This window comes from Streptomyces sp. NPDC058683 (genome assembly GCF_042716195.1).
In the GTDB taxonomy this organism is placed as follows: Bacteria; Actinomycetota; Actinomycetes; order Streptomycetales; family Streptomycetaceae; genus Streptomyces.
In genome coordinates, this window is record NZ_JBHXSK010000001.1 from 265,683 (window position 1) to 291,561 (window position 25,879).

Consider the following 25,879-nt stretch of genomic DNA (forward strand, 5'->3'; position numbering starts at 1 on the left):
GCTCGGACAGGCTGCGTGGGCGCTCACACCGACTCCCGGACGATGATCCGCGCCGGCACCGGCACCAGCCCCGCCGAGTCCAGCCCCAGCGCGGTGCGCGCCGCCAGCCGGCCATGGGCCTCCGCGTCGATGTGCACGGTGGTCAGGGCGGGGGTGCTCAGCTCGCCGTACTCGGTGTCGTCGTAGCCGATCACCGCCATGTCGCCGGGGACGGCCAGGCCCAGGTCGTGCAGGGCGGTCAGGGTGCGCAGGGCGAGGTCGTCGTCGAAGGCGGCGACCGCCGTGACCTCCGGGTGGGCCTCGCGCAGCCCGGCGACCGCGCCGGTGCCCGCCCGCCGCGGGCGCGGCACCGTGACCGGGACCAGGGGCGGCATGCCCAGGCTGTGCACGGTGTGCTCGGCGAACCGACGCCGGGCCCGGGCCGGCGCCGAGTCCTCCTCGGGCAGGGCCAGCGCGATCCGGGTGTGCCCGTGCTCGGCCAGGTGCCGGATCTGCAGGGCCGCGTGCGCGGCGAGACCGTCCTTCCAGCCACCGCCCCGGTCCTCCAGGTCGTGACCGGTCAGATACGGCTCGGCGAACCGGATCATGGCACGCGGGGTGATCGCGTCGAGCACCTGCCGGGTCGCCTCCGCCGAGTGCTGCCCGTGCCGGACCAGCAGGACATGCCCGTGGGCGGCGAGTTCGTCGTCCAGACCGCGCACATAGCTGCGCGAGTAGTTGCCCTCCAGGCCCCGGTCCAGGTCGAGGACGACCACCCGGGAACTGCCCTCGCGCAGCGCGCGGGCCACCCCGTGCGGGACATAGCCGAGGTCGCGCGCCGCCTGCCGTACCCGGTCGCGGGTGGCGGCCGAGATGGACTGACGCGGGTCGTCGTTCAGGACGAAGCTGACCGTGGCACGCGAGACACCGCTGGCGGCGGCCACGTCGTTCAGCGTGACTCTCCCGGACCCACTCATCACCCGGCCCCGATCCCCGACTCCGGCCGTTCGGTCCAGGCAGGGCCGGCCGGCACCAGATGGGCCTCGGCCGCGCGCCGGAACGCCGGCAGCAGGGGATGGCGGTCGCCGGCCCGGGTGGCCAGGACGACCTGGACGGGGTCCGCGTCCACGACCGGCACGACGACGATGTCCGGCCGCAGGTTGCCCCGGAAGCCGGCCGGCGCCAGCGACACCACCTCGCCGCTCGCCACCAGCTCCAGCTTGTCCTCCAGGGTGTCCACCAGGGCGCCCAGGTTGGTGTGACCGGCGGGATTCGCGCCGATCCGGTCGGCGCCGGTGAAGCGGGGGAGCGGCTCGTCGGCGAAGTCGGCGAGCGTGACCGACTCCTTGCCCGCGAGCCGGTGGCCGAGCGGGACGAGCAGCACGCGCGGCTCGTCGTACAGCACCGTGATGTCCAGGTCGTCGGCGGTGAACAGGAACCGGGTCACCACCACGTCGACCCGGTGGTCGAGCAGCGCGTCACGCGGTTCGTTCCAGTCCACGTGCAGGGTGCGGACGTCGGCCTCCGGGTGGCGGTGCCGGACGTCCCGGACGGCCGGGGTGACGATCTGGTGCGTGGTGTACCCGACCGTGAACGGGCCGTGCGCGGCGGCCGAGCGCGCGCTCGCGGCAGCCCGGGCGGCACTGCGCAGCAACTCCCTGGCCTGCGGCAGAAAGGTCTCGCCGGCCTCGGTGAGCCGGGTGCCGCGAGGGGTGCGATCCAGCAGCCGGACACCCAGTTCCCGCTCCAGACGCCGGATCTGCCGGCTCAGCGACGGCTGGGCCAGATGCAGCGCGTCGGCCGCCCGGCCGAAGTGCAACTCCTCGGCGACCACGGTGAAGTAGCGCACTAGGCGCAGCTCCAGGTCCACCTGCGGTACGAAGGAATCGGGCACCCCTCGACTCTACTCCCGCCGCCGTGAGCTGCGGTCATGACCGGACGGGCATCGCCGGGTGCGGAACGGGTCTTGGACCCCGGCCCCGGGTCGGACACAGGCTGGAGTCATCCCAGCACATTCGCTCTCCGTGAGGTGATTTGTCATGCGTGTGTTCGTCACCGGCGCCACCGGGTTCATCGGCAGCGCGGTCGTCCGCGAACTGCTCGGCGCCGGGCACCAGGTGCTCGGCCTGGCCCGCTCGGACGCGGCCGAGGCGGCCCTGAAGGAGGTGGGAGCGGAAGTGCATCGCGGCGACCTGAACGACGTCGACGGCCTGCGGGTGGCGGCGGACGCGACGGACGGCGTGGTCCACACGGGCTTCAACCACGACTTCTCCGACCTGCCTGGTGCCCTGCGCACCGAACTCGCGGTCCTGGCGGCCTTCGGTGACGCCCTCGCCGACTCCGGTCGTCCTCTGGTCATCAGCTCGGTGACCGGCCTGCTCGCCCCGGGGCGCCTCGGCACCGAGACGGACGGACCCGACCCCGCGGCGCCCGGTGCGCACCGCGGCGAGTCGGAGCGGGCCGCGCTCGCCCTGGCCGACCGCGGGGTACGGGTCTCCGCGATCCGCCTCCCGGCCTCCGTGCACGGCGTAGGCGACCACGCCTTCGTCCCGCACCTGATCGACCTGGCCCGGGACAAGGGCGTCGCCGGCTACCCGGGCGACGGCGCCAACCGCTGGCCGGCCGTGCACCGCCTGGACGCGGCCGTCCTGTTCCGGAAGGCCCTGGAGACCGCCCCGGCCGGTGCCGTGCTGCACGCGGCCGCCGAGGAGGGCGTACCGCTGCGCGACATCACCGCGGTCATCGGCCGCCGCCTGGGCCTGCCGGTGGTGTCCCTCGCACCGGAGGAGGCGGCCGCCCACTTCGGCTGGATGATCCGCTTCGCCGGCAACGACAACCCGACGTCGAGCACCGCGACCCGGGAGCGCTACGACTGGCGGCCCGACCGGCCGGGACTGCTGGCCGACCTCGACCAGGACCACTACTTCGGCGGCTGAGTCCCGCGCCCGCCCTGCCCGGGGGCGCCGACGGCCCAGTGGCCGACCGGCGCCCCCGTCCCCCCGCCCCGGGGTGCCCCGCCCTCGCGGCGCCCCGGAGTCAGCCGTCGGTCCCGGCAGTCCTGGCGGTTCCGGCAGTCCCGGCGGTGCGGGCCGTCCGGGGCGTCCTGGCGGTCCCGGCTTTGCGAACCGTCCCCGTGGCCTCCGGTGGCCGTGGTGCCAGGCCCCACGACACCCCCGCCAGCGCCGCGACCACCCCGGCGATCAGCAGCGGATGACCGACCAGCCAGGTCTGGAGGCTCTCGAACGGGTCGGCCGGGGTCAGTGCCGCCCGTTCCAGCATCCAGGACCCCGAGAACACCAGGCCGACCACGGCGATCCCGATCCGGAACGCCGGGTAGACGGTGGTGCGGGCCAGCACCAGCAGCGACGGCATCAGCAGGGCGACGACCAGCAGCTGGGTCAGCTCGATGCCCAGGTTGAAGCCGAGCAGCGTGGTCACCAGGGACCCCCGGTCGAGCCCCAGCTCACCGATGAGGGAGGCGAACGCCAGCCCGTGCACCAGCCCGAACCCGCTCGCGATCAGCACCTCGCCGCGCGCCACCAGGGGTCGTACGGCATGCAGCGCGGACACCGCGATCGACAGGGCGATGAGCGTCTCGACCGGCCGGGACGGCACATGGACGACCCCGGTGGCGGCCAGCGCCAGCGTGAGTGAGTGCCCCACCGCGAACGCCGACACCACGTGCACGACCCGCATCACACTGCGCCGCGCCGAAGGAGCGGCCGTGCGCCAGCTGCCCCCGGCCGCCAGCAGGGGGGCCGGAATGAGCAGCATCAGCAGGAACAACAGGTGGTCGGCGCCCTCACCGACGTGCTTGATGCCCAGCCCGGCGGCGGTCAGAAAGCCGCGCAGCCAGGACCGCCGGCCCGAGGGGACCTCCAGGGACTTGGTGTCCCAGTCGAAGACGCCCAGGGTGCGGGCGTCGGCGGAGGTGGCCACGCCCTGGTTCAGGTGGTAGCCGACCGTGACGATGACCTGGTGGGTGAGGAGTTCCTCGACGATGACGTCGTAGCGCAGCCGGAAGCCGGTGACACGGGCGTCCGGCGGGCGGATCGTCAGGGGGTAGACGAGGTGGAGGATTCCGTCGATCGTGCGGACCGTCCCCCTGCCGAGGGTGACCGTCCAGGCCGTCCCGTCGTCACCGGTGGCGCCGATGTGCCGGGCGGCGTACCCGTGCAGGAACGCCCGGTCGGTCCCGAGGACGGCGGCCGGGGTGAGATCTCGGTGTACGGCCACCGAGAGCCGGTCGAGGGGCAGTTCGACCTCGCCTGTGACCCGGTCGTCGTGGACGTCCAGAAGGACGGCCGAGGTCGCCATGGGGTGGGCGCCGGCCGCCGGCACGGGACCGGCGACCAGCGCTACGGCGGCGACCAGCAGCGCGAGCAGCAGTCGGCGCACGCGTCACTCCCAGCCGTAGTCGGCGGTCTCGTCCCGGAAGATCGTGTGCTGGTGGACTCCCGAGGTGGACGCGCCCGGCTGGTTGGAGAACTCGATCCAGGCCGAGGGACCGTCGATGCGCACGTAGGTCTGGTTGTTGTCGAGGGTGGTGCCCCCGCTCCAGCCGAGGTACGTCTCGTCGTACTCGGAGACGTACTTGGCCAGCAGTCGCCGGGCCGCCTTCTCGTTGAGGTCGTCCACCCAGGTGGCGAGCATCTTGGTCACCGCGCGCCGCTGCTTCCTGGACAGGTCGCTGACCCGTACGCCCTGGGGCGTGGGGAAGGGGCCGTCGTGACCCGGGCCGAGATACAGGTCGTCGAAGCTGCCGTCGATCTCGGCGGCGGTCAGCTGGTCGGCGGTGAGCGACTGGACGGCGGCGACGCTCGCGGCCCGCTTGTCCGCGAGCGGGGCGTAGTGCACGCCGTCCTGGTCGAACTCCATCGGCTCGACGCCGGTCAGCGTCGGGGACATCGTCACGTTCCGACCGGCGTAGGTGATGTTGTACGCCGCGTGGTGGCCGCCGTACTGGACCATGAACTCGCCCTTGGTGCTGGGCTTTCCGAAGAAGGAGAGGTAGTACCACTCCGAGCCGAAGCTCGCGCCGCCACCACCGGGACGGCCCGTCGGACCACCCGTGGGTGTGCCGGTGGGGGGCGTGCCCGTGGGCGTACCCGTGGGACCGCCACCGCCACCGCCACCGCCACCACCGCCGCCGGGGCCGGTGTTCGGGAGTGAGGCGAGATAGTCGTCGGACGCGCGGATGTCGACGAGTTCTTTGTACCCCTGCTTGCTCAGCGCGGCCCTCATCACCTTGAGGGCGGCCGCCTGCTGCTCGTCGGTGAGGTCGCCCAGCTTGAGGCCGTTGCGCTGGACGACCGGAATCGGGAAGTTGGACCAGCCGGTCTTCTTGACCGGGTCGTCGAAGCTGTAGAGCGCGGCGTCGCGCTGCTCGTCGGAGAGGGTCGCCAGGAAGGCGTTGGCGGCCTTGACCACCTGCGCGGTGTTGGCGCCACCGGCCCCGAAGTGCCTCGCGGAGGCCGGGATCGCCTTGACGGCGGCCAACTCCGCGCCGGACGAGGCCGAGTTGAGCGCGGCGCAACCGGTGACACCGAGGCTGAGGCAGGCGGTGACGGCCACGGCGGGGCGCACGAGTCTGACGGAGTTCATGGGACTCCCAGGTGTGGGGGGACGACGGCACTCATGGTGGGCGTCCGGTCTCAGAGGGTTGCGGGAGGGGATCGGGAGTCGGGTAAGAAATGAGTTCCGCGTTGAGTGAGAGCCCGGAGGGGGTCCTGTGAACGGATTGCGAACTACGCCTGGATCGACCGGAGTTGCCCGTGCGGCGGACCGGGTCCTGGTCGTCGACGACGATCGCGCGGTGCGTGAGTCCCTGGCGCGCGCCCTGGAGCTGGAGGGGTACGACGTCGTCACCGCGGCCGACGGAGTGCAGGCCCTGGCCCGCACCCGCCGGGACGTGTTCAGCGCGCTGATCGTCGACGTGATGATGCCGCACGTCGACGGCGTCGCCGTATGCCGCGTCCTGCGCGCGGACGACGACCGCACCCCGCTTCTCCTGCTCACCGCCAGAGCGGGCACCCGGGAGCGGGTGGCCGGCCTGGACGCCGGGGCCGACGACTACCTGTGCAAGCCGTTCGAGGTACCCGAACTGCTGGCCCGTTTACGCGCGTTGCTCAGGAGATCCCCGGTACCGGACCCCGCGCCCTGCTCCTCCGCGTTACGGGTCGCCGCCCTGCGGATCGCCCCCGCCGAACGCCGGGCCTGGTGGGCGGAGTGCGAACTGGCCCTGTCCAGAACCGAGTTCGACCTGTTGGAACTGCTGGTACGCAACGAGGGCCTGGTCCTCGACCACGCCACCCTCTACCACGGGGTCTGGGGGGAGAGCGCCGGAGTCGACGCCAGGAACCTCGCCGGTTACGTCGGTTACCTGCGGCGCAAGCTCGCCGGCGCCGGGGCGCCCGAGCTGATCCACACCGTGCGCGGGGTGGGCTACGCGGTGCGCCGCCCATGAGCCTGCGCGCACGCCTCGCCCTCTCCTTCGCCGCGGTCGGCGCCGTGGTGGCCGCCCTGGTCGGGCTGCTCAGCTACCGTGCGGCCTCCGACCGGGTCCTCGCGGAGACCGACCGCACCCTGAAATCCACCACGGTGGCCGTGGTGGAGGACCGGGCCGGGGCACTCGCCGCCGTCGACGCGATGACCCGGGGCCCCGCGCTCTACCCCGGGCCGGACCTGCCGGGCCCAGGCGACGAGAAGGAACGGCAGCTCGTCGTGCGGTCCGTGGCGCCGGACGGCACGCCCAGCCACCTCGGGGGACCGCCCGTCGAGCTTCCGGTGTCCGGCGTCGTACGCGGCCTCGCCGCCTCCGGCGCACCCGGCCGGACCGACACCGCCGAGTCCGCCGTGGGCGGCCACACCTACCGGGGGCTGACCACCGCCCTGGGCGGCGGCCGTGGCGCCCTCCAGGTCGCCGTGCGGATCGACCAGACGCACTACGTGCTCGGCGGCATGGCCCGGGAGATGGCCGGCGCGTCCCTCACCGTCACCCTCCTCGCGGCCGGAGCGGGCTGGCTGCTCGCCCGGCGCCTCGCCCGGCGCCTGGAACAGCTGGCCCGGACCGCCGAGCAGGTCAGCGCGGAGAGCCTGACCGGCCTCGACGGAACGGGATTCCCAGCGGAAGCCGGCGCGGCCGGCCCGGAAGACGGGATCGCCGGAACCGGCGGCCGGGACGAAGTGGGCCGGCTGTCGACGTCGTTCAGCCGCATGCTCGCCCGGCTCACCGCCGCACGGGAGGCGCAGGAACGGCTCGTCCAGGACGCCGCCCACGAGCTCCGCACCCCCCTCACCAGCCTGCTCACCAACGCCACCGTGCTGCGCAGGGCGACCGAACTCGCCCCGGACGCCCACGCCCGGCTCCTCGCCGACGTCGAGGGCGAGACCCGCGAACTCGGACTCCTCGTCGACGAACTCGTCCAACTGGCCCTCGCCCGCAGCCGGGACGAACCCGATGAGCCCGTGGACCTGGCCGAGCTGGCGGGGCGCGGGGCACGGCGTGTGTACCGTCGCACCGGACGGCTGGTGCACATCGACTCCGACGGTTCGGTGGTCCAGGGCCTGCGGTACGCCCTCGAACGGGCCATCGGGAACCTCCTGGAGAACGCGGCCAAGTTCGATCCCGACGGCCGGGAGCCGATCGAGGTGCGCATCCGGGCCGGCGCGGTCGTCGTCTCCGACCGGGGGCCCGGCATCGACACCGCCGAGCTCCCCCGTGTCTTCGACCGCTTCTACCGCGCCGACACGGCCCGGGGCCTGCCCGGTTCGGGGCTGGGCCTGGCCATCGTGCGGGAGGTGGCGCGGGTCCACGGGGGAACCGTGTCCGCGGCCCGGCGGGCCGGGGGCGGGGCGATGGTCGGATTCGCCGTGGCGGCGGAGCGGGTGCGGTCGGTGCGGGGTGCCGAGCGGGACGGGCCGGAGTGAGCCCGGCCTGCGGTCACGCCTTTCCGTACGGGGGGAGTGCCTTCGTGCGGGCGGTCACGCCTTTGCGTACGGAAGGAGTGCCTTCGTGCAGGCGGTCACACAGCCGCAGGCCCGCTCACCTACGTGTCGGATTTCCGCCAGCATCGGCGCCGCCCGGTGGCCGATGCTGGACCCATGCAGAAAGGGACGAACCTCGACCGAGAGCACTGTGTACGGGCCGTGCAGTCGAAGGACGCACGGTTCGACGGCTGGTTCTTCACGGCCGTCCTGACCACCCGCATCTACTGCCGGCCCAGCTGCCCGGTGGTTCCGCCCAAGCCCGAGAACATGACGTTCTACCCGAGCGCGGCCGCCTGCCAGCAGGCCGGCTTCCGGGCCTGCAAGCGCTGCCGCCCCGACACCAGCCCCGGTTCCCCGGAGTGGAACCAGCGCGCCGACCTGGTCGCCCGCGCCATGCGGCTGATCGCCGACGGGGTCGTGGACCGCGAGGGCGTGCCCGGCCTCGCCGTCCGCCTCGGCTACAGCCCCCGGCAGGTCGAACGCCAGCTCCTCGCCGAACTCGGCGCCGGCCCGCTGGCCCTCGCCCGGGCCCAGCGCGCCCAGACCGCCCGCCTGCTGATCGAGACGACCGCCCTGCCGATGGCGGAGATCGCCTTCGCGGCCGGTTTCTCCTCGATCCGCACCTTCAACGACACCGTCCGCGAGGTCTTCGCGCTGTCCCCGAGCGAGTTGCGCGCGAGGGCCCCGAAGAGCGCGTCGAGCGCCCCCGGAGCGCTGTCCCTCCGGCTGCCCTTCCGCGCCCCCCTCAACCCCGACAACCTCTTCGGCCACCTCGCGGCCACCGCCGTACCCGGCGTCGAGGAGTGGCGGGACGGCGCCTACCGGCGGACCCTGCGGCTGCCGTACGGCCATGGCGTCGTGGCCCTCGCCCCGAAGCCCGATCACATCGCCTGCCGGCTCACCCTCAGCGATCCCCGGGACCTGCCCGTCGCCATCAGCCGCTGCCGGCGGCTGCTCGACCTGGACGCCGACCCGGTCGCGGTCGACGACCAGCTGCGCACCGACCCCGTGCTGGCTCCGCTGGTGGACAAGGCGCCCGGCCGCCGGGTGCCCCGCACGGTCGACGAGGCGGAGTTCGCGGTCCGGGCCGTGCTGGGCCAGCAGGTCTCCACGGCCGCCGCCCGCACCCACGCGGCCCGCCTGGTGACCGCCCACGGCACCCCGGTCGACGACCCGGAGGGCGGCCTCACCCACCTCTTCCCGACCTCCGAGGCGCTGGCCGACCTGCCCCCCGACTCCCTGGCGATGCCCCGCACCCGCCGCACCACCTTCACCACCCTGGTCGGCAGACTCGCCGACGGCACCCTCCACCTGGGCGTGGAGAGCGACTGGGCGGAGGCCCGCGCCAAGCTCCTCGAACTCCCCGGATTCGGCCCCTGGACCGTCGACGTCGTCGCCATGCGCGCCCTCGGCGACCCCGACGCCTTCCTCCCCACCGACCTCGGAATCCGCCGAGCCGCCCAGGAACTGGGCCTGCCCGGCACGCCGGCCGCCCTCACCGCACGCGCGGCCGCCTGGCGCCCCTGGCGGGCCTACGCGGTCCAGTACCTGTGGGCGACCGACAGCCACCCGATCAACTTCCTTCCCGTGTAAGGACCTTGCCGTGAAGAACCACACCGTCACCGACAGCCCCTACGGCCCCCTCACCCTGGTCGCCGAGGACGGCACCCTCTGCGGCCTCTACATGGAGGACCAACGCCATCGCCCGCCCGAGGAGACCTTCGGTGCCCGCGACGACGACCTCTTCACCGAGACCGAGGAGCAGCTCGCCGCTTACTTCGCGGGCGAGTTGAAGGAGTTCACCCTCGAACTGCGCCTGACCGGCACCCCGTTCCAGCGCGGCGTCTGGGAGCAGCTGACCAGGATCCCGTACGGCGAGACCCGCACCTACGGCGAACTCGCCGACGCCCTCGGCAATCCGCAGGCCTCCCGCGCGGTCGGCCTCGCCAACGGGAAGAACCCCGTCGGCATCATCGTCCCCTGCCACCGCGTGATCGGCGCGAACGGCGGCCTCACCGGCTACGGCGGCGGCCTGCCCCGCAAGCAGCGCCTGCTGGACTTCGAGCGGGGCGCGGGCCTCTTCTGACAGCCCGGCGACCGGCTCAGTCGCCCAGCACCCTGCGCAGATAGGCGTTGGCGAAGCGCCGGTCGGGGTCGAGCCGGTCGCGCACTGCCCGGAACTCGTCGAACCGGGGATAGGCGGCCGCGAAGTAGGCGGCGTCCCGCGTGTGGAGCTTTCCCCAGTGCGGGCGCCCCTCGTGCGCGACGAAGATGCGCTCCGCCTCCGCGAAGTACCGCTGATGCGGCATGCCCCGGTACACATGGACGGCGATGTAGGCGCTGTCGCGTCCGGACGCCGTGGAGAGGGCGATGTCGTCGGCGGGTGTGGTGCGGACCTCGACCGGGAAACCGATGCGCAGATCGGAGTGCTCGATCATGGCCTTCAGTTCGCGGAGCGTGTCGAGGACGGCCGCGCGCGGGACGGCGTACTCCATCTCGATCATCCGGACCCGGCGCGGGCTGGTGAAGACCTTGTAGGGGATGTCCGTGTAGGTCCTGGCCGCGAGGCCCCGGCTGGTGATCCGCGCGATCGCCGGGACGGCGGCGGGAACGGCCCGGCCCACCGAACTGAGCGCCTGGAAAACGTTGTTGGAGAGGAACTCGTCCGCGAACCACGCGCTGAGCCGGCCCAGTGGCGCGTGCGGACCGACGGTCCGGTTGTTGCGCAGGGTGGTGCAGTTGTCCGTGTGCGGGAACCAGTAGAACTCGAAGTGGTCGTTGTGCGCGTGGAGTTCGTCGAAGGCCCCGGTGACCCTGTCGAACGTCATCGGTTCCTCGTGCGCGGCGAGGAGGAAGAGCGGCTCCACGGCGAAGGTGAGCGTGCTGACGACACCCAGGGCGCCGAGTCCGACGCGCGCCGCCGCGAAGACCTCCGGGTTCTCCGTCGCCGAGCAGCTCAGCAGCGAGCCGTCCGCCGTCACCAGTTCCAGGCCACGGAGCTGCGCGGAGAGGGCACCCGAGGCGCGCCCGGTGCCGTGGGTGCCCGTGCTGGTGGCGCCGGCCACGGTCTGTTCCATGATGTCGCCCATGTTCGTGAGCGACAGGCCCTGCCCGGCCAGAGCCGTGTTCAGCGTCCGGAGCCGGGTACCCGCCTCCACGGTGACCGTGCCGGCCTCCCGGTCGATCGCGCGGATGCCGCTGAGGCGGTCGGGGCGTATCAGTACGCCGTCGGTCGCCGCGGTGGTGGTGAAGGAGTGACCGCTGCCCACCGCCTTCACCGGCAGACCGTCCTCGGCCGCCCGGCGTACGACCGCGCGGAGCTCCGCCACCGAGGCGGGCGAGACCACCCGGGCCGGGCGGGCGGTGACGTTGCCGGCCCAGTTCCGCCAGGTGTCCGGGTTCGGGTTCGCGCCATGCCGGGGCGCGTCGGAGCGCAGTGTGTCCACGGCTTTCCTTTCTTCTCGGGACGGGGAGAGGGGCGGAGCCCGGCGTCGCTACCTGACGGACCGGACGCGGTACACGAGCAGCACCCCCACGGCCGCGGCCGCTCCGACGCAGGAGAACAGCAGCGGGTAGCCGCGGTCGGAGGTGATGAGGAAGCTGGCGATCAGAGGGGCCAGCGCGGGCGGGACGACCGTCCCGATGTTCATGATGCCGAGATCCTGGGCGCGGCTCTCGGCATCGGGCAGGACCTGGGTGATCAGCGCCTGGTCGACGGCCATGTACGCACCGAAGCCGCCGCCCATGACGGCGGACGCCACCAGAGTGACGGTGAGGTCGGGAAAGCTCGCCAGGAGGAAGCCCGACGCCGCCTGGAGCAGCGCCGCCAGGGCGACGAAGATCCGCCGTCTGCCGAGGCGGTCGGAGAGCACTCCGGCGACCGAGCTGGCCAGGACACCGGCCACCAGGTAGAGGGCCGTACAGGCGAGAAGGCTGCCGGTCGGATCGGGGACCTTCAGGTCGTCGGTCAGGAAGTAGAGGGTGTAACAGACACCCAGCGAGTTCGCCAGGTTGACCAGCAGCCGTCCGCCGAACGCCCAGGCGAACTCGCGGTTCCTGAGCGAGCGGCCCATGGAGGTGAGCACCGCCCGCAGACTCAGGGCGGGCCCGGAGTCGTACGGGATGTCACGGAAGCGGGCGAGGAACGGCACGGTACAGACGATCAGCAGAGCCGCGATGACGAGGTAGCCGCTCGCAGGGGAGAGCGCGAACGCGGAGACTAGGGCGATGCCGGTCACCACGCCGAGGGCCTGGGGTCCGTAGATCGCGCTGGACACCACACCCCGCTGGCCGGCGGGGACGCGGTCGGCGATCACGGCGGTCAGCCCGGCGGTGGCGGCGCTGAGACCGAGCATGCTCGCCGACCACGCGAGGGTCACACCCGTCACCGTCGTCTGCTCCCCGGTGACCACCAGCCCCGCCGCGAAGGCCAGGGCGCCGCCCGTGAGCCAGAGCCTTCGGCGTCCGAACCGGCTCCGGGAGCGGTCGCACAGCGCCCCGCACACCGGGAGGGCGACCAGTGAGGCCAGTCCGGACAGAGCGTTGACGACGGCGAAGCTGTGCACCTTGGACGCCGCGTCGATGTTCTCCAACTGCTGCGGGAGCAGCAGTTGGAGCGGGACGAGATTCGCCATCCAGTACCCGAACCAGACCAGGCTGAACAGGCCGATCCAGCCACGGGAGACGGGCTCGGCCGGCGCATGGCCGGCAGCGGCCGCGACGGTGGCCTCCGGCACCGGGGCCGGGGGATGGAACTCGGTGGACAACACGGCCTCCGGGGAGCGGAAACGGGCCTGTTCGGGAACGGCTCAAACGGTCCAAAAGGTTCAAACGGTTCAGAAACCGCTCACAGGAAGGCGTGTCCCTCGCCCCGGTAGGTCGCGACCTCGTCGACGATCTCCGCGCCGGACACCAGATGGAGCGTGTTGACGCGTTCGCACAGTTCGCCGGCCTTGGCGTGCCGGAACCACACGTGGTCCCCGAGCCGCAGTCCGTGCGCGGCGGCCCCCAGGACCGGGGTCTGGACCTCGCCGGCCCCCTCCCGGGGGTTCGTGCGCAGGCCGTGCGGCCAGGTCAACGTGGGCTGCCGGTCACGGCCGGGCGGGCCGGAGGCGATCCAGCCACCGCCGAGCACGGTGGCGATCTTAGGGTTCGGGCGGCGCACGACGGACATCACGAAGAAGGCGGCGGGCCGGGGGCGGAAGCGCCGGTAGAAGTCGAAGAGCCCGGGTCCGTAGAGCCCCGATCCGGCACCGATCTCGGTGATGACGGGTTCGGCGGCGGTCTGCTCGACCGAGCCCGTACCGCCTCCGTTGACGAACTCCAGCGGAGCCACGGCCTCGACGGCGGCTATGACGGCCGCACGCCGGTCGGCCAGTTCGGCGGCGGACAGGCGCTGCATGGCGCGGACCGCGGCCCGCCTGAGCAGTGACCCGGGCTGGTTGTCGCCCAGCCCGGCGATCTGGCCTTCGTAGGACATCACCCCGGCCAGCCGGAATCCGGGCCGGTCCCGGACGGCGCGGGCGAGTGCGGCGGCCTGCTGTGGGGTGTGCACGGGGGAGCGGTACGGGCCCAGGTGGATGCGGCCTCCGGCCAGTTCCAGCGAGGCGTCCAGGTCGATGCAGACGCGCAGGTCGGGGCGGGAGGCGCCGACCTGCGCGTCGACGAAGTCCAGCTGGCCGACCGAGTCGATCATGAGGGTGACGCGCGAGGCCGCGCGCTCGTCCGAGGCGAGCCGCTTCAGTGCGGTGCCGTCCGTCGTCGGGTACCCGATCACCACGTCCTCGTGGTCCTCGGCCAGCCACAGGGCCTCCGGCAGGGTGAAGGCGAGGATTCCCCGGTACCCCGGACGCCCGACGGCACGTGCGATCAGTTCACGGCTGCGGACCGACTTGCTGGCCAGGCGGATGGTCGCCGCTCCGGCCGCCCGGTGTGCCAGCTCCGCGGCGTTGCCGTCGAAGGCGTCCAGGTCCACCACGGCGAACGGCGGTTCCAGGTGTTCGGTGGCCCGGTTCAGCTGGATCATCCGGTCCTCGTCCGGCCCGCCGACAGCGGACACGGCCTTTCTCGCGTCCGGCCGGGACGTCGTGTGCGCACTCACATCCGCACCCTTTCTGGGAGGTTCGTTCGAAGAGCGGGCGGGGGAAGGCCCCTTCAGTTCCCGGAGGACGGGATCCCCGGAGCGGAGAGCAGCCGCTCCCGCTGCCGCCGGCCCTTGGCCTCGACGAGGGGGATGACGCGGCGCATCAGCCGGGGGAAGACTCCGGCGATCCGCTGCACGCGGCCGGCGAACGCCGGGAACACCACTTCGACCGGCCTGGTGGCGACCGCGTCGACGACGGCCGCGGCGATCCGCTCCGGGGCGTAGGACTTCTCCGCGAAGGCGATGGCCGAGGTGGGGTCGGCCATTTCCTGGACGAGCATGCCGGTCCGGGTGGACGGCGGATGGACGATGGTGAAGTCGACCGGTCCGTCGCGTTCCTCCATCGCCACGCTGTGGTGAAAGGCGCGCAGGCCGTGCTTCGTGCCGCCGTAGGTGGCGTATCCGGGCAGCGGCAGGAACGACGTCATGCTGCACACGTTGATGATGTGACCGTGGCCCTGCGCGGTCATGCGCTCAAGCGCCGTGCAGACCCCCGTGACGGTGCCGAGCAGGTTGATCTCGACGATGTCGCGGTGCTGCTGGGGGCGCAGATCGCGGGCGTTCCCGGTGTGCGTGATGCCGGCGTTGTTGACCAGCACGTCGACGACCCCGAACCGTGCCCGGGCCGCGTCGAAGGCCCGGCTCCACTCCGCGGGGGAGCGGATGTCCAGGGGGTGTGCGGCGGCGTGTTCGCCGAGGGCGCGGGCGCGGGCCAGGACGGCCTCCTCGTCCACGTCGGTCAGCATGACGCGATGGCCGCGTGCGATCGCCAGTTCCGCGATGGCGGCACCGATGCCGCCGGCCGCGCCGGTCACGAGGATGACCCGGCTCTTCTCGGATGTTTGGGGCATGGCCACAGATTCTCCTGGTCAACTGTCCAAGTCAATTGTTCAGATCGAATTGGCCTGGATTGTTACTTCGGGTTCGCCACTTCGGGTTCGTTACTGCGGGTTCGTTGCTTCGGCTCTGTTGCTTCGGGACTCACATCCGCACCATCTCGATGCGGCCGCCGTCGAGTTCGGCGGCGCGGACGGGATCGTCCGTCGGGACGGTGGCGGCGAAGAGAGTGCGTCCCTCGGGTCCGGCCATCAGGCAGCTCAGGGTGTGCTGGCTGGTGGCGACCCGCTCGACGGCGCGGCCGCCGGGGGCGATGCGCACGCATTCGCCGCGAAGGGCGTTCGCGACCCAGATCGACGTGGAGTCGGCGTCCCATGCGATGCCGTCCGGCGCGATCGGGGACGAGGAGCGCTTCGAGACGGCGGGGTGGTCCAGGAACGCCGAGATCCTGCGGGTGATGCGGCCGGCCGTCCCGGGGTGGTTCACGAGGCGCCACAGGAGCGGCGAGATCAGGGGTGCCCACGGTCGCGGATCCGTCAGGGATCCGTCGGGGTTCCTGGTGAAGGCGGTGAGCCGCATGGCCAGGGTCTCGGCGACGATCACGTTCCTGCCGTCAGCGGTGAGCAGGGTGCCGTTGGGGAAGAGCAGCGGTTCGGTCAGCCCGAGGAGGCTTCCGTCCGGCGCCAGGCAGGCGATCGGGGCTCTCGGCGGCCCGGGTGGTGCGTAGAGCATGGAGTTCGGGTGCTCGCGGGAGTGGGCGTGGTAGTCGAAGCCGAAGTTGCCGACGTAGGCGCGGCCTTGGGGGTCGACGAGCATGTCGTTGACCGGACCGCCGGCGACATGACGCAGATCGGCGTGTTCGACCAGTTCGCCGTCGGCCTCCAGGCGGTGGACGCGGCCCCCGTCCATGGAGACGACGAGCAGGCGGCCGTCGGGCAGCCAGCCGAGTCCGCCCGCCCGGCCGGGGACCTCGAGCACCGTCTCCGGCTCTCCGGTGCCGTCCCACCGGTGCACCGTGCCGTGCGCGAGATCCGAGAACCACAGGGCTCCTTGATGCCAGCGCAGGGACTCGGGAACGCCCAGGCCGCTCAGCGCGACCGATGCCGTCCTTTTCGCCCTTTTCATCCGACCGCTCCTTCGGGGCGCGGGATCGAGAGGGCTCATCGCCTCCCGCCGCAACTTGGACGCTTGTACAAGACGCTTGACTTGTACGAGCGACCGTCTCATTCTGAGTGAACTGAAGTCAACGTTCCGGCGGGGAGTTCTCGTGACCCAGAATCAATCCCTCGTGGCGGCAGGCCCTCCGACGGGCGCGCGCATCGCGGTGGACGACCCCGCCACCGGAGAGGTGGTCGGCGAGGTGCCCGACACGTCCGCGGCGGAGGTGGCGCGGGCGGTGGAGCGTGCCCGGCGGGCGCAGCGGGGCTGGGCCGGGCTGGACACCCGGGCTCGCGCCGAGTTCTTCGCGCGCGGCCGCCGCTGGCTGCTGGCCCACCGGGAGGAGGTCGCCGACCGCATCGTCGAGGAGAACGGCAAGGCGCGGGAGGACGCGATCGTCGAGATCGTCTACTGTGCCGCCGCCTTCGCCCACTGGGCGAAGCGGGCGCGCGGCCTGCTCGCCCCGACGCGGATCCGCTCCCTCTCGCCCTTCGTCCTGGGCCGCAGCATGTACACGCGCAGGGTGCCGCGCGGTGTCGTCGGGGTCATCGGCCCGTGGAACAACCCGCTGCTCAACTCCTTCGGGGACGCCATACCCGCGCTCGCCGCAGGCAACGCGGTCGTCCTGAAGCCCTCCGAACAGACCCCGCTCACCGCGCTGCTCATGGAGCGGATGGCACGCGAGTGCGACTGGCCCGAGGGCGTCTTCCAGGTCGTCACCGGCGCGGGAGCCACCGGGCGCGCGGTCGTGGACACCGTGGACTTCGTGATGTTCACCGGATCGACCAGGACCGGCCGCCAGGTCGCGGCGCGGGCGGGCGAGCGTCTCATCCCCTGCTCACTGGAGCTCGGCGGCAAGGACGCCCTGGTCGTCCTCGCCGACGCCGCCCTGGAGCGGGCCGTCAACGTGACCGTCCAGGGGGCGCTGTCCAACGGCGGTCAGATGTGCACCTCGGTGGAGCGGGTCTACGTCGAGGCGCCGGTGTACGACGCGTACCTCGCCCTGCTGCGGGAACGGTTCCAGCAGGTCACCTCGGGCCGGCCGGGCGGGCTCGGCAGCGTCGACGTGGGCGCCGTCACCTTCCCGCCCCAACTGGCGCTCATCGAGGACCATGTGGAGGACGCCGTACGCAAGGGCGCCCGTGTACTCGTCGGCGGCCGGGTCGCCGAAGGGCCCGGCCGGTTCTTCGAACCCACGCTGCTCGTCGACGTCGACCACAGCATGACGTGCATGCGGGAGGAGACCTTCGGCCCCACGCTGCCCGTGATGAAGGTCGCCGACGCCGAGGAAGCCCTCCGGCTGGTCAACGACAGCACGTACGGGCTTCAGGCCTCGATCATCGGATCGGACGTGAAGCGCGCCCGCCGCCTCGCCGAACGCTTCGAGGCCGGTTGCGTCACCATCAACGACGCCCAGACCAACTACATGGCCCTGGGCCTGCCGATGGGCGGCTGGAAGGAGTCGGGCCTCGGGGTCCGGCACGGGGCCGAGGGATTTCTGAAGTACACCCGGCTCCAGGCCGTCAGCACGAACCGGTTCCCGATGCGCCGGGACCTGCACATGATCCCGTACGAGCCCTCGGCCTACCGGTTGCTCCTCCGCCTGGTGGACGTCATGTACGGCACCGGCCTGCGCCGCCGCGCGAAGTAGCGGTTCACATAACCCAGTTCACGTAACCACGGTTCACGTAACCCCAGTTCAGGCATCCGCAGTTCACGCATCCGCAGTTCACGAGAGGGCCGGATCATGACCACCACTCCCGAGGCACCCGTGCACGCCTCCGTCGGCACCCTGCCCGAAGGCGTCTCCCTGCCGCTGCCCCGGCAGAACCTGACCCACGAGCAGGAGCGCGAGGTGCGCAAGCAGGAACTCGCCGCCGCCTTCCGCCTGTTCGCCCGTTTCGGCTTCTCCGAGGGGGTGGCCGGCCACATCACGGCCCGTGACCCCGAGAACCCGTCGGCCTTCTGGGTCAACCCCTTCGGAATGTCGTTCAGCCGGATCCGCGTCTCGGACCTGATCCTCGTCGACCACGACGGCACGCTCCTGGAAGGCAGGCGCCCGGTCAACAACGCCGCGTTCTGCATCCACTCCGAGGTGCACCGGGCCAGGCCGGAGGTGGTCGCGGCGGCCCACACCCACTCCGTGCACGGCAAGGCCTTCTCCAGCCTCGGCGTCCCGCTGGCACCGATCACCCAGGACGCCTGCGCCTTCTACGAGGACCACGGCGTCTACGCGGACTACCGGGGCGTGGTGAACGACACCGAGGAGGGCCGGCGCATCGGTGTGGCCCTCGGCGACGGCAAGGCCGTCGTGCTCCGGAACCACGGACTGCTCACGGTCGGCGCGTCCGTCGCCGAGGCGGCCTGGTACTTCATCACCATGGAGCGGTCCTGCCAGGCCCAGCTGCTGGCCATGGCGGCCGGAGAGCCCACACTCATCGACCCGGAGACGGCGCGAACGGTCCGTGACCAGATCTCCGGTCCGCTGCCGGGCTGGTTCCAGTTCCGCCCGCTCTGGGACCAGATCACCGCGGAACAGCCGGACCTGTTCGACTAGGCCGCTCGCGGGCGGGCCAGCGTCAGGAGGTGTTCGCCGGTCAGGCGCAGGACCTCGCGGCTGTGCTCGCTGTCGCGGTCGACCAGCCAGCTCAGAGTGATGCCGTCGAGCACCGCGTTGAGGTAGCGGGCCAGCACCGGAACGGGCACGGTCCACTCGATGTCAGCGGCCTCGGCGGCCTCTTCCAGGAGCTCCTCGTGGACTTCCCGGTAGTGCCGGTACTGGCGCCGGGCCAGGTCCTCCAGCCCGGCCTGGCGCAGGGCGTAGTGCGTGAGCTCGTAGCTGACCTGGTGCTCTCCCGGGCTGAGTTCGACGGTGCCCCAGAAGGCGCTCAGGCTCCTGGTGATACGCGATCCGAGGTCACCCTCCCCCTCGAACGTCTTCCGTGCGGTGGCCACCGTGGTGTCGGTGAAGCGGGTGAGGACTTCCTGAAGCAGTTCCTCGCGCGAGTTGAAGCAGTAGTGGAAGACGCCCAACGGCATTTTCGCCTCGTTGACGATGGCCCGTGTGGTCGCCTTCGCGACTCCCTCACGGATCATCACCCGAAACCCCGCCGCGATCAGCTCTTCGCGTCGGTCCTTCGCTGCCATACGAGACATCTGGCCGCCTTCTGCTTCGAGAACGGAATGCGTGTGCCACTCATGCTATCGCAGCGTCTTGGACGGTTGACCAAATCCTGGCCTCAGCCGTTCCCGCCGCCCAGCTCGCGCAGCCGTTCGGGCAGGGCGATCCCGATGGGGTCCCGGATGATCTCGTCGGCGAGTCCGTCGTACGGCGTCGGCTCGGCGTTGACGATGATCAGCCGGGCGCCGTGGTCGGCGGCCACGCCCGCGAGTCCGGCGGCGGGCTGCACCTGGAGGGTGCTGCCGACGGCGATGAACACCGTGCAGGCCTTGCTGATGGCGAGGGCCTCGCCCAGCACGACCGGGTCGAGCCGCTCACCGAACATCACCGTCGCCGACTTGAGGATGCCCCCGCACTCCAGGCACGGCGGGTCCTCCTCGCCGGCCTCGACGCGGGCGATCGCGTCCACCATCGGCCCTCGCGCATGGCACTTGGTGCACACGACACTGCGTGCCGAGCCGTGCAGTTCGAGCACCTTGCGGGCGGGCATGCCGGCGAGCTGGTGCAGCCCGTCCACGTTCTGCGTGATCACCCGTACGGGTGTCCCCGACTTCTCCAGTTCGGCGACGGCCCGGTGCGCCGCGTTCGGCTCGGCCGTCAGCGTCCGGTTCTTCCGCCGCATCTGCCAGGACCGGCGCCGGATCTCCGGGTCGCCCATGTAGTACTCGTACGTCACGAGCTTCTCGGCCTCGGGATCCTTCCGCCACAGCCCGTTGGGACCGCGATAATCAGGAATCCCGGAATCGGTGGAGATGCCTGCGCCACTCAGGAGGGCGACGAGAGGCTTGTTCATAGGCCGAGACTAGGACGCCTGCGCGGACGGAGGCGAACGGATATCCGGGTGCGGCCGTGTCCCCGGTGCACCGCTCCGGCCGAATCCCGTGACGCCTCGCCGATCTCAGACCGACGCTGGTACTTGGCGCCAGGTGCGTTCACTGCCCGGGCGGGCGCGGTTTTCGGCCGACGCTCCGGACGGATCACGTGGCGGACGGGCCAAACGGGCGCGGGGGGCGTCGGGGCGGTGGTTCACCGTCATCCCTGTCCGGCGGCCGGTGCCGGAACGGGACATCGTCGTCGACCTGTTCGGGTCTTGACCAGGTGCGATAGCCGGCGGGTGGATCGCCTCGTTCCCATTCTGGGTCTGCCATCTCGAAGCGACGCGCGCCTGTAACCTCAAGAAGATCTTGCAGCATCCGGCGGGTCAGGGCTTGGTCGAGATGCTCGGCAACGCCTTCCGATCCCCAACGGACAACAAGTTCAGCGGCTTTTGTGAGGCCTTCTGCGGAAGCACCTGGAAACGCTAGGGCGAGGGAGGCTCGCACAATCTCAACGGCGTCTTCGGATCGCACGGTTACCGCCTCCTCTCACACACGATGCAGATGCCCGCCTGGGCTGTGATGACGAACGTGAGATGTGCGGTGTCTTGCGCTTGGCTGAGGCATTCATGTCGGTCCAGGTGAGCGTACTGCTGGGTCGACACCATGTCTCGGATGAAGACTTCCCAGTGGTCTTGGGCGCGCTCCCAGTCGTTGCGATGGGCGATGCGTACCCACGCGTCGACGAAGTTCTGCTGGGCGTAAGAGCCGTGGAAATACGTCCGTAGGTCTGGGATGAGACCAGGGGGTTTCAGCCTCTGCCCCCAGGTGCGGCGGCGGAACAACTTCTCTGTGGAGATCGCCTTCACGCTGCTGATGCGCTGGGCAATGACATGACCGGCCACGCCACCGATGATCGCCGGCACAAGGAGCCACCCGACGACGGACGGTAACCACAGCGCGAAGCGATCCGGAGGGTCGATCAGCGTGAAGGCCCTGTACACGTGGCTGGGTGAGGTGGTGCGCGCGGCGTAGACGTATACGGCGATCGCGCCTGCAGTGAGCGGTATGCCCCAGTCGATCAGCCACTGGGTAAAGCCCTTGAGTGCCTTCCTTGATCGCCATGATCGGCGCATTCGCGCACGTAGAGGGCTCTTGGCCGGTGCCAGCTTCAAATCCGGCGGGATCGGGATGGGTCCCCCAGACAACACAGTCCCCCGTTCACGACTCGCTGCGCGCATGATCTGCGCAGTACAGATCCCATCGCGTCAGCGGGGGTAGATTTTGCACCACCTGCCAGACTGGCGCCAACGGATCATGGATTCGTGTCACCGTCGTAACCTCGGTCGCCGTCAGGGCCCCCAGACACTGATCGCACGGGTTGAACCACGAATCTCTTGGTTGGTCACCCGCTCCCGGGGGCCTCAGCGCACCTGGCACTACAGGCAGGCGGGAAGCCTCCGGTCGGTCGGGATACCGGCGCCCCTGAGGATGGCGCCGAGGGGCTTGGCCATGTGTTCGGGGGTGGGGTGTTGGTGGCGAACGGTTGTCGCCCGCCCCCCCGGGGTCACTCCGCGCGGTGGCCGTTCTCCAGCTCTGCGGTGCCCGCGCTCTCGTCCAGCACGTCCAGTGCGGCCAGTACGCGGCGGCCCAGGGAGCCCGCCAGATACGTGGTGAGTTCCACGCGGGGGACCAGCCGCCAGGACAGCAGCTCCTCCTCCTGGAGCCGGATCGCCTTGAGGTCGGCGTCGGAGAGGACGCCGCCGTCGTACAGATAGGCGACGATCGGCGGTCGACCCGTGCCGTGCACCCAGTCCACCGCGAGCAGCCGGCCCATCTCGCGGTCCAGGCCGATCTCCTCCAGGGTCTCCCGGCGGGCGCCCTGCCGCGGGGTTTCCCCGTCGTCGGACTCGACGGTCCCGCCCGGCAGCGCCCAGCCCTCCCGATAGTTGGGTTCGACGAGCAGCACCCGTCCCTCGGTGTCCCGGATGAGCGCGGCGGCCCCGGCGAGGATCCGGGGGAGGCTCGCGATGTACGCGGCGTAGGCGTCAGTCGTGGTCACTCAGGAAGAGTAGCCAGTGCGGACTCCGTGCTCGTCCGGGCGAGGCGCACGGTGCGCTCCGCCAGGTCGCTGATGCGGGCCCCGTCGAAGCCGAAGACGGCGCTGCGGACCGTGTCCTCAAGGGGGGCCTTCCACTGCTCCGGGACGGCCGCCGCGCCGGTCATCACCCCGGCCACCGAGCCCGCCGTCGCCCCGTTGGAGTCGGTGTCCAGGCCGCCGCGCACGGTGAGGGCGATGGTCCGGGTGAAGTCGCCGTCGCCGTAGAGCAGTCCGGCGGTGAGCACGGCCACGTTCGGGACGGTGTGGATCCAGCCGAGGCCGGAGGTCTCGGCGGAGACGGTGTCGAGGGTGTCCTCCCAGCTCAGCCGGGTCTCGTACAGGGAGACGACCCGGCGCACGGTCCGGGCCACGCGGCAGCTCGCCGGTACGACGGTGAGCGCGGTGTCGACCGCCTGCCGCACCGTCGGCGCGGTGAACGCCGCCGAGATCAGCGCGGCGGCCCACATCGCGCCGTACACCCCGTTCCCGGAATGGGAGAGCACGGCGTCGCGGCGGGCCAGGGTGGCGGCCCGGTGCGGGGCGCCGGGGGAGGTCCAGCCGAAGACGTCGGCGCGGATCAGGGCGCCGATCCACTCCTGGTAGGGGTTGTCGTAGGTGGCGGTGAGGGGCGGTTTCAGCCCGTTGGCGAGGTTGCGGTAGGCGGCCCGCTCCGCGGTGAACGTCTGGAGGTACGGCAGCCGTTGCAGCCACAGCTCGCCGACCTGCTCGGTGCTGAAGCCGAACCCGTGGGTCTCCAGGAGGTGCAGGCCGAGGATCGCGTAGTCGACGTCGTCGTCGCGGCAGCTGCCGTGGACGCGGCCGCGCACGCACTGCCGCCACTCCGGCCGCAGGGCGAGGGCGTCGCTCTCGTCGGCGGGCTCGGGGAGGTAGTCGGTGAGCGGCAGGGCGGCGGCCCGCCGCAGATAGCCGTCGATGCGTCCACGGGTCCACAGGTCGCCGCGCTCGACCGGTTTGCCGAGCATGTTGCCCGCGATCCGGCCGAGCCAGCCGCCGAGCACACGATCGGTGAATCCTTGCCCCGGACTGCTCATGGCTGTGGTCTACCCGTTTTCCGGCGCCTTGCCTTCCTGGGCGGTGGCCGGCCCTTTCCCAGGCTTCGGGCGGAGCATGACGGCGAGGGTGTCCTCCGGTTAAGGTCACAGCGGCGCGACTGGCCTTGACGTGCGCGAGGCCCGGAGAGCAAGGGGATACAGGTGACACAGCGCGTGCTCATCGCCGCGGACAAGTTCAAGGGCTCGCTGACGGCCGTACAGGTCGCCGAGCGGGTCACGGCGGGGCTCAGGCGGGTCGTGCCCGGCCTCGACGTCGAGGCGCTGCCCGTCGCGGACGGCGGGGACGGCACGGTGGCGGCGGCCGTCGCGGCCGGATTCGAACGGCACGAGCGGCAGGTCGCCGGACCCCTGGGGCAGGAGGTCACCGCCGCGTTCGCGCTGCGCGGTGACACCGCGGTCGTGGAGATGGCCGAGGCGAGCGGTCTCCAGCGGCTGCCCCGCGGTGTCTTCGCGCCCCTGACGGCCTCCACGTACGGCTCCGGAGAACTGCTGCGGGCCGCGCTGGACGCGGGTGCGCGCACGATCGTCTTCGGTGTCGGGGGGAGCGCCACGACCGACGGCGGCGCCGGGATGCTCTCCGCGCTCGGGGCGCGGTTCCTGGACGAGGACGGCGAACCGGTACCGCCGGGCGGCGGCGGCCTCGCCGGCCTGGCCCGCGTGGACCTGTCCGGGCTGGACCCGCGCCTGTCCGACATCGACCTGGTCCTCGCCAGCGACGTCGACAACCCGCTCACGGGCCCGAAGGGCGCGCCCGCGGTGTACGGCCCGCAGAAGGGGGCCTCGCCGGACGACGTGGCGGCCCTGGACGAGGCGCTGAGCCACTTCGTGAAGGTCCTGGAGGCCGAGGGCGGTCCGCGCGCCGTCGAGTACGCGGTCGCGCCGGGCGCGGGGGCCGCCGGGGGCATCGGATACGGCGCCCTGCTGCTCGGCGCCCGCTTCCGGCCCGGTATCGAGGTCATGCTCGACGTCCTGGGCTTCGCGCCCGCGCTGGAGCGGGCCTCGCTGGTGATCACGGGCGAGGGGTCGCTGGACGAGCAGACCCTGCACGGGAAGGCGCCGGCCGGAGTGGCGGCCGCGGCACGCGCCGCCGACAAGGAGGTCGTGGCGGTGTGCGGCCGCCTCGCCCTGCCGCCGGCGGCGCTCGGCCGGGCCGGTATCCGTCGCGCCTACCCGCTGACCGAGGTGGAGCCCGACGTGGTGAAGTGCATCGCGGACGCCGGGCCGATCCTGGAGCGGGTGGCGGAGCAGATCGCGCGTGACTTTCTCTGCTGAGGGCGGCCTAGACCGGCGTCAGGGCGCCCGTTGAGTCACGGTAGTAGCTGCCGCTCGTGAGGCCCCACACCTTGTGCTTGTTGTGGAGCCACTGGAACGCGATGTCGTGCACGATCTCGGCGGGGCGCTCCCAGACTACGGAGTGTCCCGCACCCTCCAGCTGGAACATCAGCTTCTCGGGCCCCCCGATGGCCTTGTAGAGGGCCGGCACGGAGAAGCGCAGGGGCGGGGGAACCGGGACGTTCGGCTGGGTGTTGGCCGTCTTGTCCAGTTCTCCGTAGACGATGGCGACCGGAACCCGGTCACCGAGGACGTAGTTGCCCAACGCGTCCTGGTAGGGCACCGTCTCGTTGGTCCAGCCCCAGGAGTAGAGGTTCCGGAACCGGTGGATGCCCTCGTACACGCCGGGTGACAGCTCCCGTCCCCATTTGCTGCCGACGGGGTCGTTCGCCATCATGGCGGCCCATGCCGCGTCCCCCATGCCGGGCTCCCGTTGGGGTGGGTTGCCCTGCTCCTTGGCCCATGCGTCCACGAAGCTCTTCTTGTCGCTGACGAACATGGGGAAGCCGTACAGCGTGGGCGGGTCGGAGACCGGCAGCGAGGTGCCCGCCGGAAGGGCGAAGGGGTCCGCGGGGTCGCCCGACCACCGCCCCGCAGGCGGGAAGATGGGGGCGAGCAGGAACAGGCTCTTGACCATCTCGGGGTGCTGGAGGGTGTACGGCCCCATGGATGGCGCCGCGGCGGACCAGCCGATGAAGTCCATCGGCTTGTTCCTGCCGGGCAGCGACCTGATGAAGTCGACCACGGTGGCCAGCTCGGCACATTCGCTGTCGGTGTTGCTCAGCTGGTGTGGGTACAGCGGTGGCCCGGTGTACGGGGGCGACAGCGGATTGGGCGACAGGACGCTCCGCTGCGCCGGGTTGGCGTTGCGGGGCTCGTCCATCTTCGGGCGTGGCGACCGTCCGTTGCCCTGGAGGTCCATCATGAAGACGTCGAAGTGGTGCTTGGCCAGGTCCTGTGCCCAGTTGTAGTCGATGGCGGACCCGGGGACCGTCAGGTCGTACCCGGCGAGGACCGGCACGCTCCTGCCGTGGAGCATCAGCACCGGTTCGCGGGGCTGGTTGCCCTGGGTGCCGTCGTACTCCCGGACGAAGAGCTTCACGGTGTCGCCCTCGTTCGCCGGAAGCTTCGAGACGTGCGGGACCGAGTAGTCCTTGTGCGTGAATGCGGCCATGGCTGTCCTCCGATCCGTAGGAGGGGAGTGATCCCCATCCCCGAATGGGGACAAATCCCCGTAAAGTTCAGCCCAATTCCACCGTCCTCCCTTGTCTC

At 71.6% G+C, this 25,879-nt stretch carries 23 protein-coding genes; 8 read left to right on the forward strand and 15 right to left on the reverse strand.

The features are described 5' to 3' along the window. Positions 1–23 precede the first annotated feature (23 nt). Together ACFWXC_RS01340 and ACFWXC_RS01345 are read right to left on the reverse strand one after the other, a co-directional pair. Positions 24–923 carry a LacI family DNA-binding transcriptional regulator gene (locus ACFWXC_RS01340; RefSeq protein ID WP_384471146.1) on the reverse strand — a complete coding sequence of 300 codons (900 nt, stop codon included), beginning with the start codon at positions 921–923 and terminating at the stop codon, positions 24–26. Positions 924–955: 32 nt separating this feature from the next. Continuing rightward, positions 956–1,873 carry a LysR family transcriptional regulator gene (locus ACFWXC_RS01345; protein WP_384471149.1) on the reverse strand — a complete coding sequence of 306 codons (918 nt, stop codon included), beginning with the start codon at positions 1,871–1,873 and terminating at the stop codon, positions 956–958. A gap of 145 nt (positions 1,874–2,018) precedes the next feature. On the opposite strand from ACFWXC_RS01345, the gene ACFWXC_RS01350 reads away from it, so the two are divergent. Beyond that, on the forward strand, positions 2,019–2,915 hold the full coding sequence (locus ACFWXC_RS01350; RefSeq protein WP_384471152.1) for an SDR family oxidoreductase: 897 nt from the start codon (positions 2,019–2,021) through the stop codon (positions 2,913–2,915). Between the two features lie 100 nt (positions 2,916–3,015). Here the strand turns inward: ACFWXC_RS01350 and ACFWXC_RS01355 are convergent, their stop codons facing one another. Then, entirely contained in the window at positions 3,016–4,377 is a 1,362-nt protein-coding gene (locus tag ACFWXC_RS01355) for a HupE/UreJ family protein (RefSeq protein WP_384471155.1), read from the reverse strand. 3 nt (positions 4,378–4,380) lie between these two features. After that, positions 4,381–5,583: a DUF3500 domain-containing protein gene (locus ACFWXC_RS01360; protein ID WP_384471157.1), complete on the reverse strand. Its 1,203-nt coding sequence runs from the start codon at positions 5,581–5,583 to the stop codon at positions 4,381–4,383. A gap of 136 nt (positions 5,584–5,719) precedes the next feature. Between ACFWXC_RS01360 and ACFWXC_RS01365 the strand changes: the two genes are divergently transcribed. From ACFWXC_RS01365 to ACFWXC_RS01380, 4 genes are all read left to right on the forward strand, one after another. Continuing rightward, positions 5,720–6,445: a response regulator transcription factor gene (locus ACFWXC_RS01365; protein WP_384471561.1), complete on the forward strand. Its 726-nt coding sequence runs from the start codon at positions 5,720–5,722 to the stop codon at positions 6,443–6,445. Continuing rightward, a complete protein-coding gene (locus tag ACFWXC_RS01370; protein ID WP_384471160.1) occupies positions 6,442–7,908 on the forward strand; it encodes a sensor histidine kinase in 1,467 nt (488 codons plus the stop codon). Before ACFWXC_RS01365 ends, ACFWXC_RS01370 begins: the two co-directional genes overlap by 4 nt. A 174-nt stretch (positions 7,909–8,082) precedes the next feature. Further along, positions 8,083–9,561 carry an AlkA N-terminal domain-containing protein gene (locus ACFWXC_RS01375; protein WP_384471163.1) on the forward strand — a complete coding sequence of 493 codons (1,479 nt, stop codon included), beginning with the start codon at positions 8,083–8,085 and terminating at the stop codon, positions 9,559–9,561. A 10-nt stretch (positions 9,562–9,571) separates the two neighbouring features. Then, on the forward strand, positions 9,572–10,054 hold the full coding sequence (locus ACFWXC_RS01380) for a methylated-DNA--[protein]-cysteine S-methyltransferase (protein ID WP_384471166.1): 483 nt from the start codon (positions 9,572–9,574) through the stop codon (positions 10,052–10,054). Positions 10,055–10,070: 16 nt separating this feature from the next. On the opposite strand, the gene ACFWXC_RS01385 is transcribed toward ACFWXC_RS01380, so the two are convergent. The 5 genes from ACFWXC_RS01385 to ACFWXC_RS01405 form a co-directional block, all read right to left on the reverse strand. Then, a complete protein-coding gene (locus tag ACFWXC_RS01385; protein ID WP_384471169.1) occupies positions 10,071–11,414 on the reverse strand; it encodes a D-arabinono-1,4-lactone oxidase in 1,344 nt (447 codons plus the stop codon). 48 nt (positions 11,415–11,462) lie between these two features. After that, positions 11,463–12,734: an MFS transporter gene (locus ACFWXC_RS01390; RefSeq protein ID WP_384471172.1), complete on the reverse strand. Its 1,272-nt coding sequence runs from the start codon at positions 12,732–12,734 to the stop codon at positions 11,463–11,465. An 80-nt stretch (positions 12,735–12,814) separates the two neighbouring features. After that, positions 12,815–13,993: an amino acid deaminase/aldolase gene (locus ACFWXC_RS01395; protein WP_384471563.1), complete on the reverse strand. Its 1,179-nt coding sequence runs from the start codon at positions 13,991–13,993 to the stop codon at positions 12,815–12,817. Positions 13,994–14,121: 128 nt separating this feature from the next. After that, positions 14,122–14,961 carry an SDR family NAD(P)-dependent oxidoreductase gene (locus tag ACFWXC_RS01400; RefSeq protein WP_384471175.1) on the reverse strand — a complete coding sequence of 280 codons (840 nt, stop codon included), beginning with the start codon at positions 14,959–14,961 and terminating at the stop codon, positions 14,122–14,124. A 130-nt stretch (positions 14,962–15,091) separates the two neighbouring features. Beyond that, entirely contained in the window at positions 15,092–16,072 is a 981-nt protein-coding gene (locus ACFWXC_RS01405; RefSeq protein WP_384471178.1) for an SMP-30/gluconolactonase/LRE family protein, read from the reverse strand. A 142-nt stretch (positions 16,073–16,214) separates the two neighbouring features. On the opposite strand from ACFWXC_RS01405, the gene ACFWXC_RS01410 reads away from it, so the two are divergent. Beyond that, positions 16,215–17,756, forward strand: a complete 1,542-nt coding sequence (locus ACFWXC_RS01410) for an aldehyde dehydrogenase family protein (RefSeq protein ID WP_384471181.1) — start codon at positions 16,215–16,217, stop codon at positions 17,754–17,756. Between the two features lie 96 nt (positions 17,757–17,852). Beyond that, positions 17,853–18,662, forward strand: coding sequence for a class II aldolase/adducin family protein (locus tag ACFWXC_RS01415; RefSeq protein ID WP_384471184.1), 810 nt, complete (start codon positions 17,853–17,855; stop codon positions 18,660–18,662). Here ACFWXC_RS01415 and ACFWXC_RS01420 read toward each other — a convergent pair. From ACFWXC_RS01420 to ACFWXC_RS01440, 5 genes are all read right to left on the reverse strand, one after another. Continuing rightward, a complete protein-coding gene (locus ACFWXC_RS01420; RefSeq protein ID WP_384471188.1) occupies positions 18,659–19,252 on the reverse strand; it encodes a TetR/AcrR family transcriptional regulator in 594 nt (197 codons plus the stop codon). The two genes, ACFWXC_RS01415 and ACFWXC_RS01420, sit on opposite strands and share 4 nt — an antisense overlap. A gap of 92 nt (positions 19,253–19,344) precedes the next feature. Then, positions 19,345–20,079: an NAD-dependent deacetylase gene (locus ACFWXC_RS01425; RefSeq protein ID WP_384471190.1), complete on the reverse strand. Its 735-nt coding sequence runs from the start codon at positions 20,077–20,079 to the stop codon at positions 19,345–19,347. A gap of 558 nt (positions 20,080–20,637) precedes the next feature. Beyond that, a complete protein-coding gene (locus tag ACFWXC_RS01430) occupies positions 20,638–21,342 on the reverse strand; it encodes a DUF6313 family protein (RefSeq protein WP_384471193.1) in 705 nt (234 codons plus the stop codon). A gap of 326 nt (positions 21,343–21,668) precedes the next feature. Further along, entirely contained in the window at positions 21,669–22,163 is a 495-nt protein-coding gene (locus ACFWXC_RS01435) for an NUDIX domain-containing protein (RefSeq protein ID WP_384471196.1), read from the reverse strand. After that, complete coding sequence (locus ACFWXC_RS01440) at positions 22,160–23,254, reverse strand: ADP-ribosylglycohydrolase family protein (RefSeq protein WP_384471198.1); 1,095 nt, start codon at positions 23,252–23,254, stop codon at positions 22,160–22,162. Before ACFWXC_RS01440 ends, ACFWXC_RS01435 begins: the two co-directional genes overlap by 4 nt. A gap of 156 nt (positions 23,255–23,410) precedes the next feature. Between ACFWXC_RS01440 and ACFWXC_RS01445 the strand changes: the two genes are divergently transcribed. Then, entirely contained in the window at positions 23,411–24,547 is a 1,137-nt protein-coding gene (locus ACFWXC_RS01445) for a glycerate kinase (RefSeq protein ID WP_384471566.1), read from the forward strand. A 7-nt stretch (positions 24,548–24,554) separates the two neighbouring features. On the opposite strand, the gene ACFWXC_RS01450 is transcribed toward ACFWXC_RS01445, so the two are convergent. Beyond that, the gene (locus ACFWXC_RS01450) at positions 24,555–25,781 is read right to left on the reverse strand and encodes an alpha/beta fold hydrolase (protein WP_384471201.1); all 1,227 of its coding nucleotides are present in this window, start codon (positions 25,779–25,781) and stop codon (positions 24,555–24,557) included. Between the last annotated feature and the right edge of the window lie 98 nt (positions 25,782–25,879).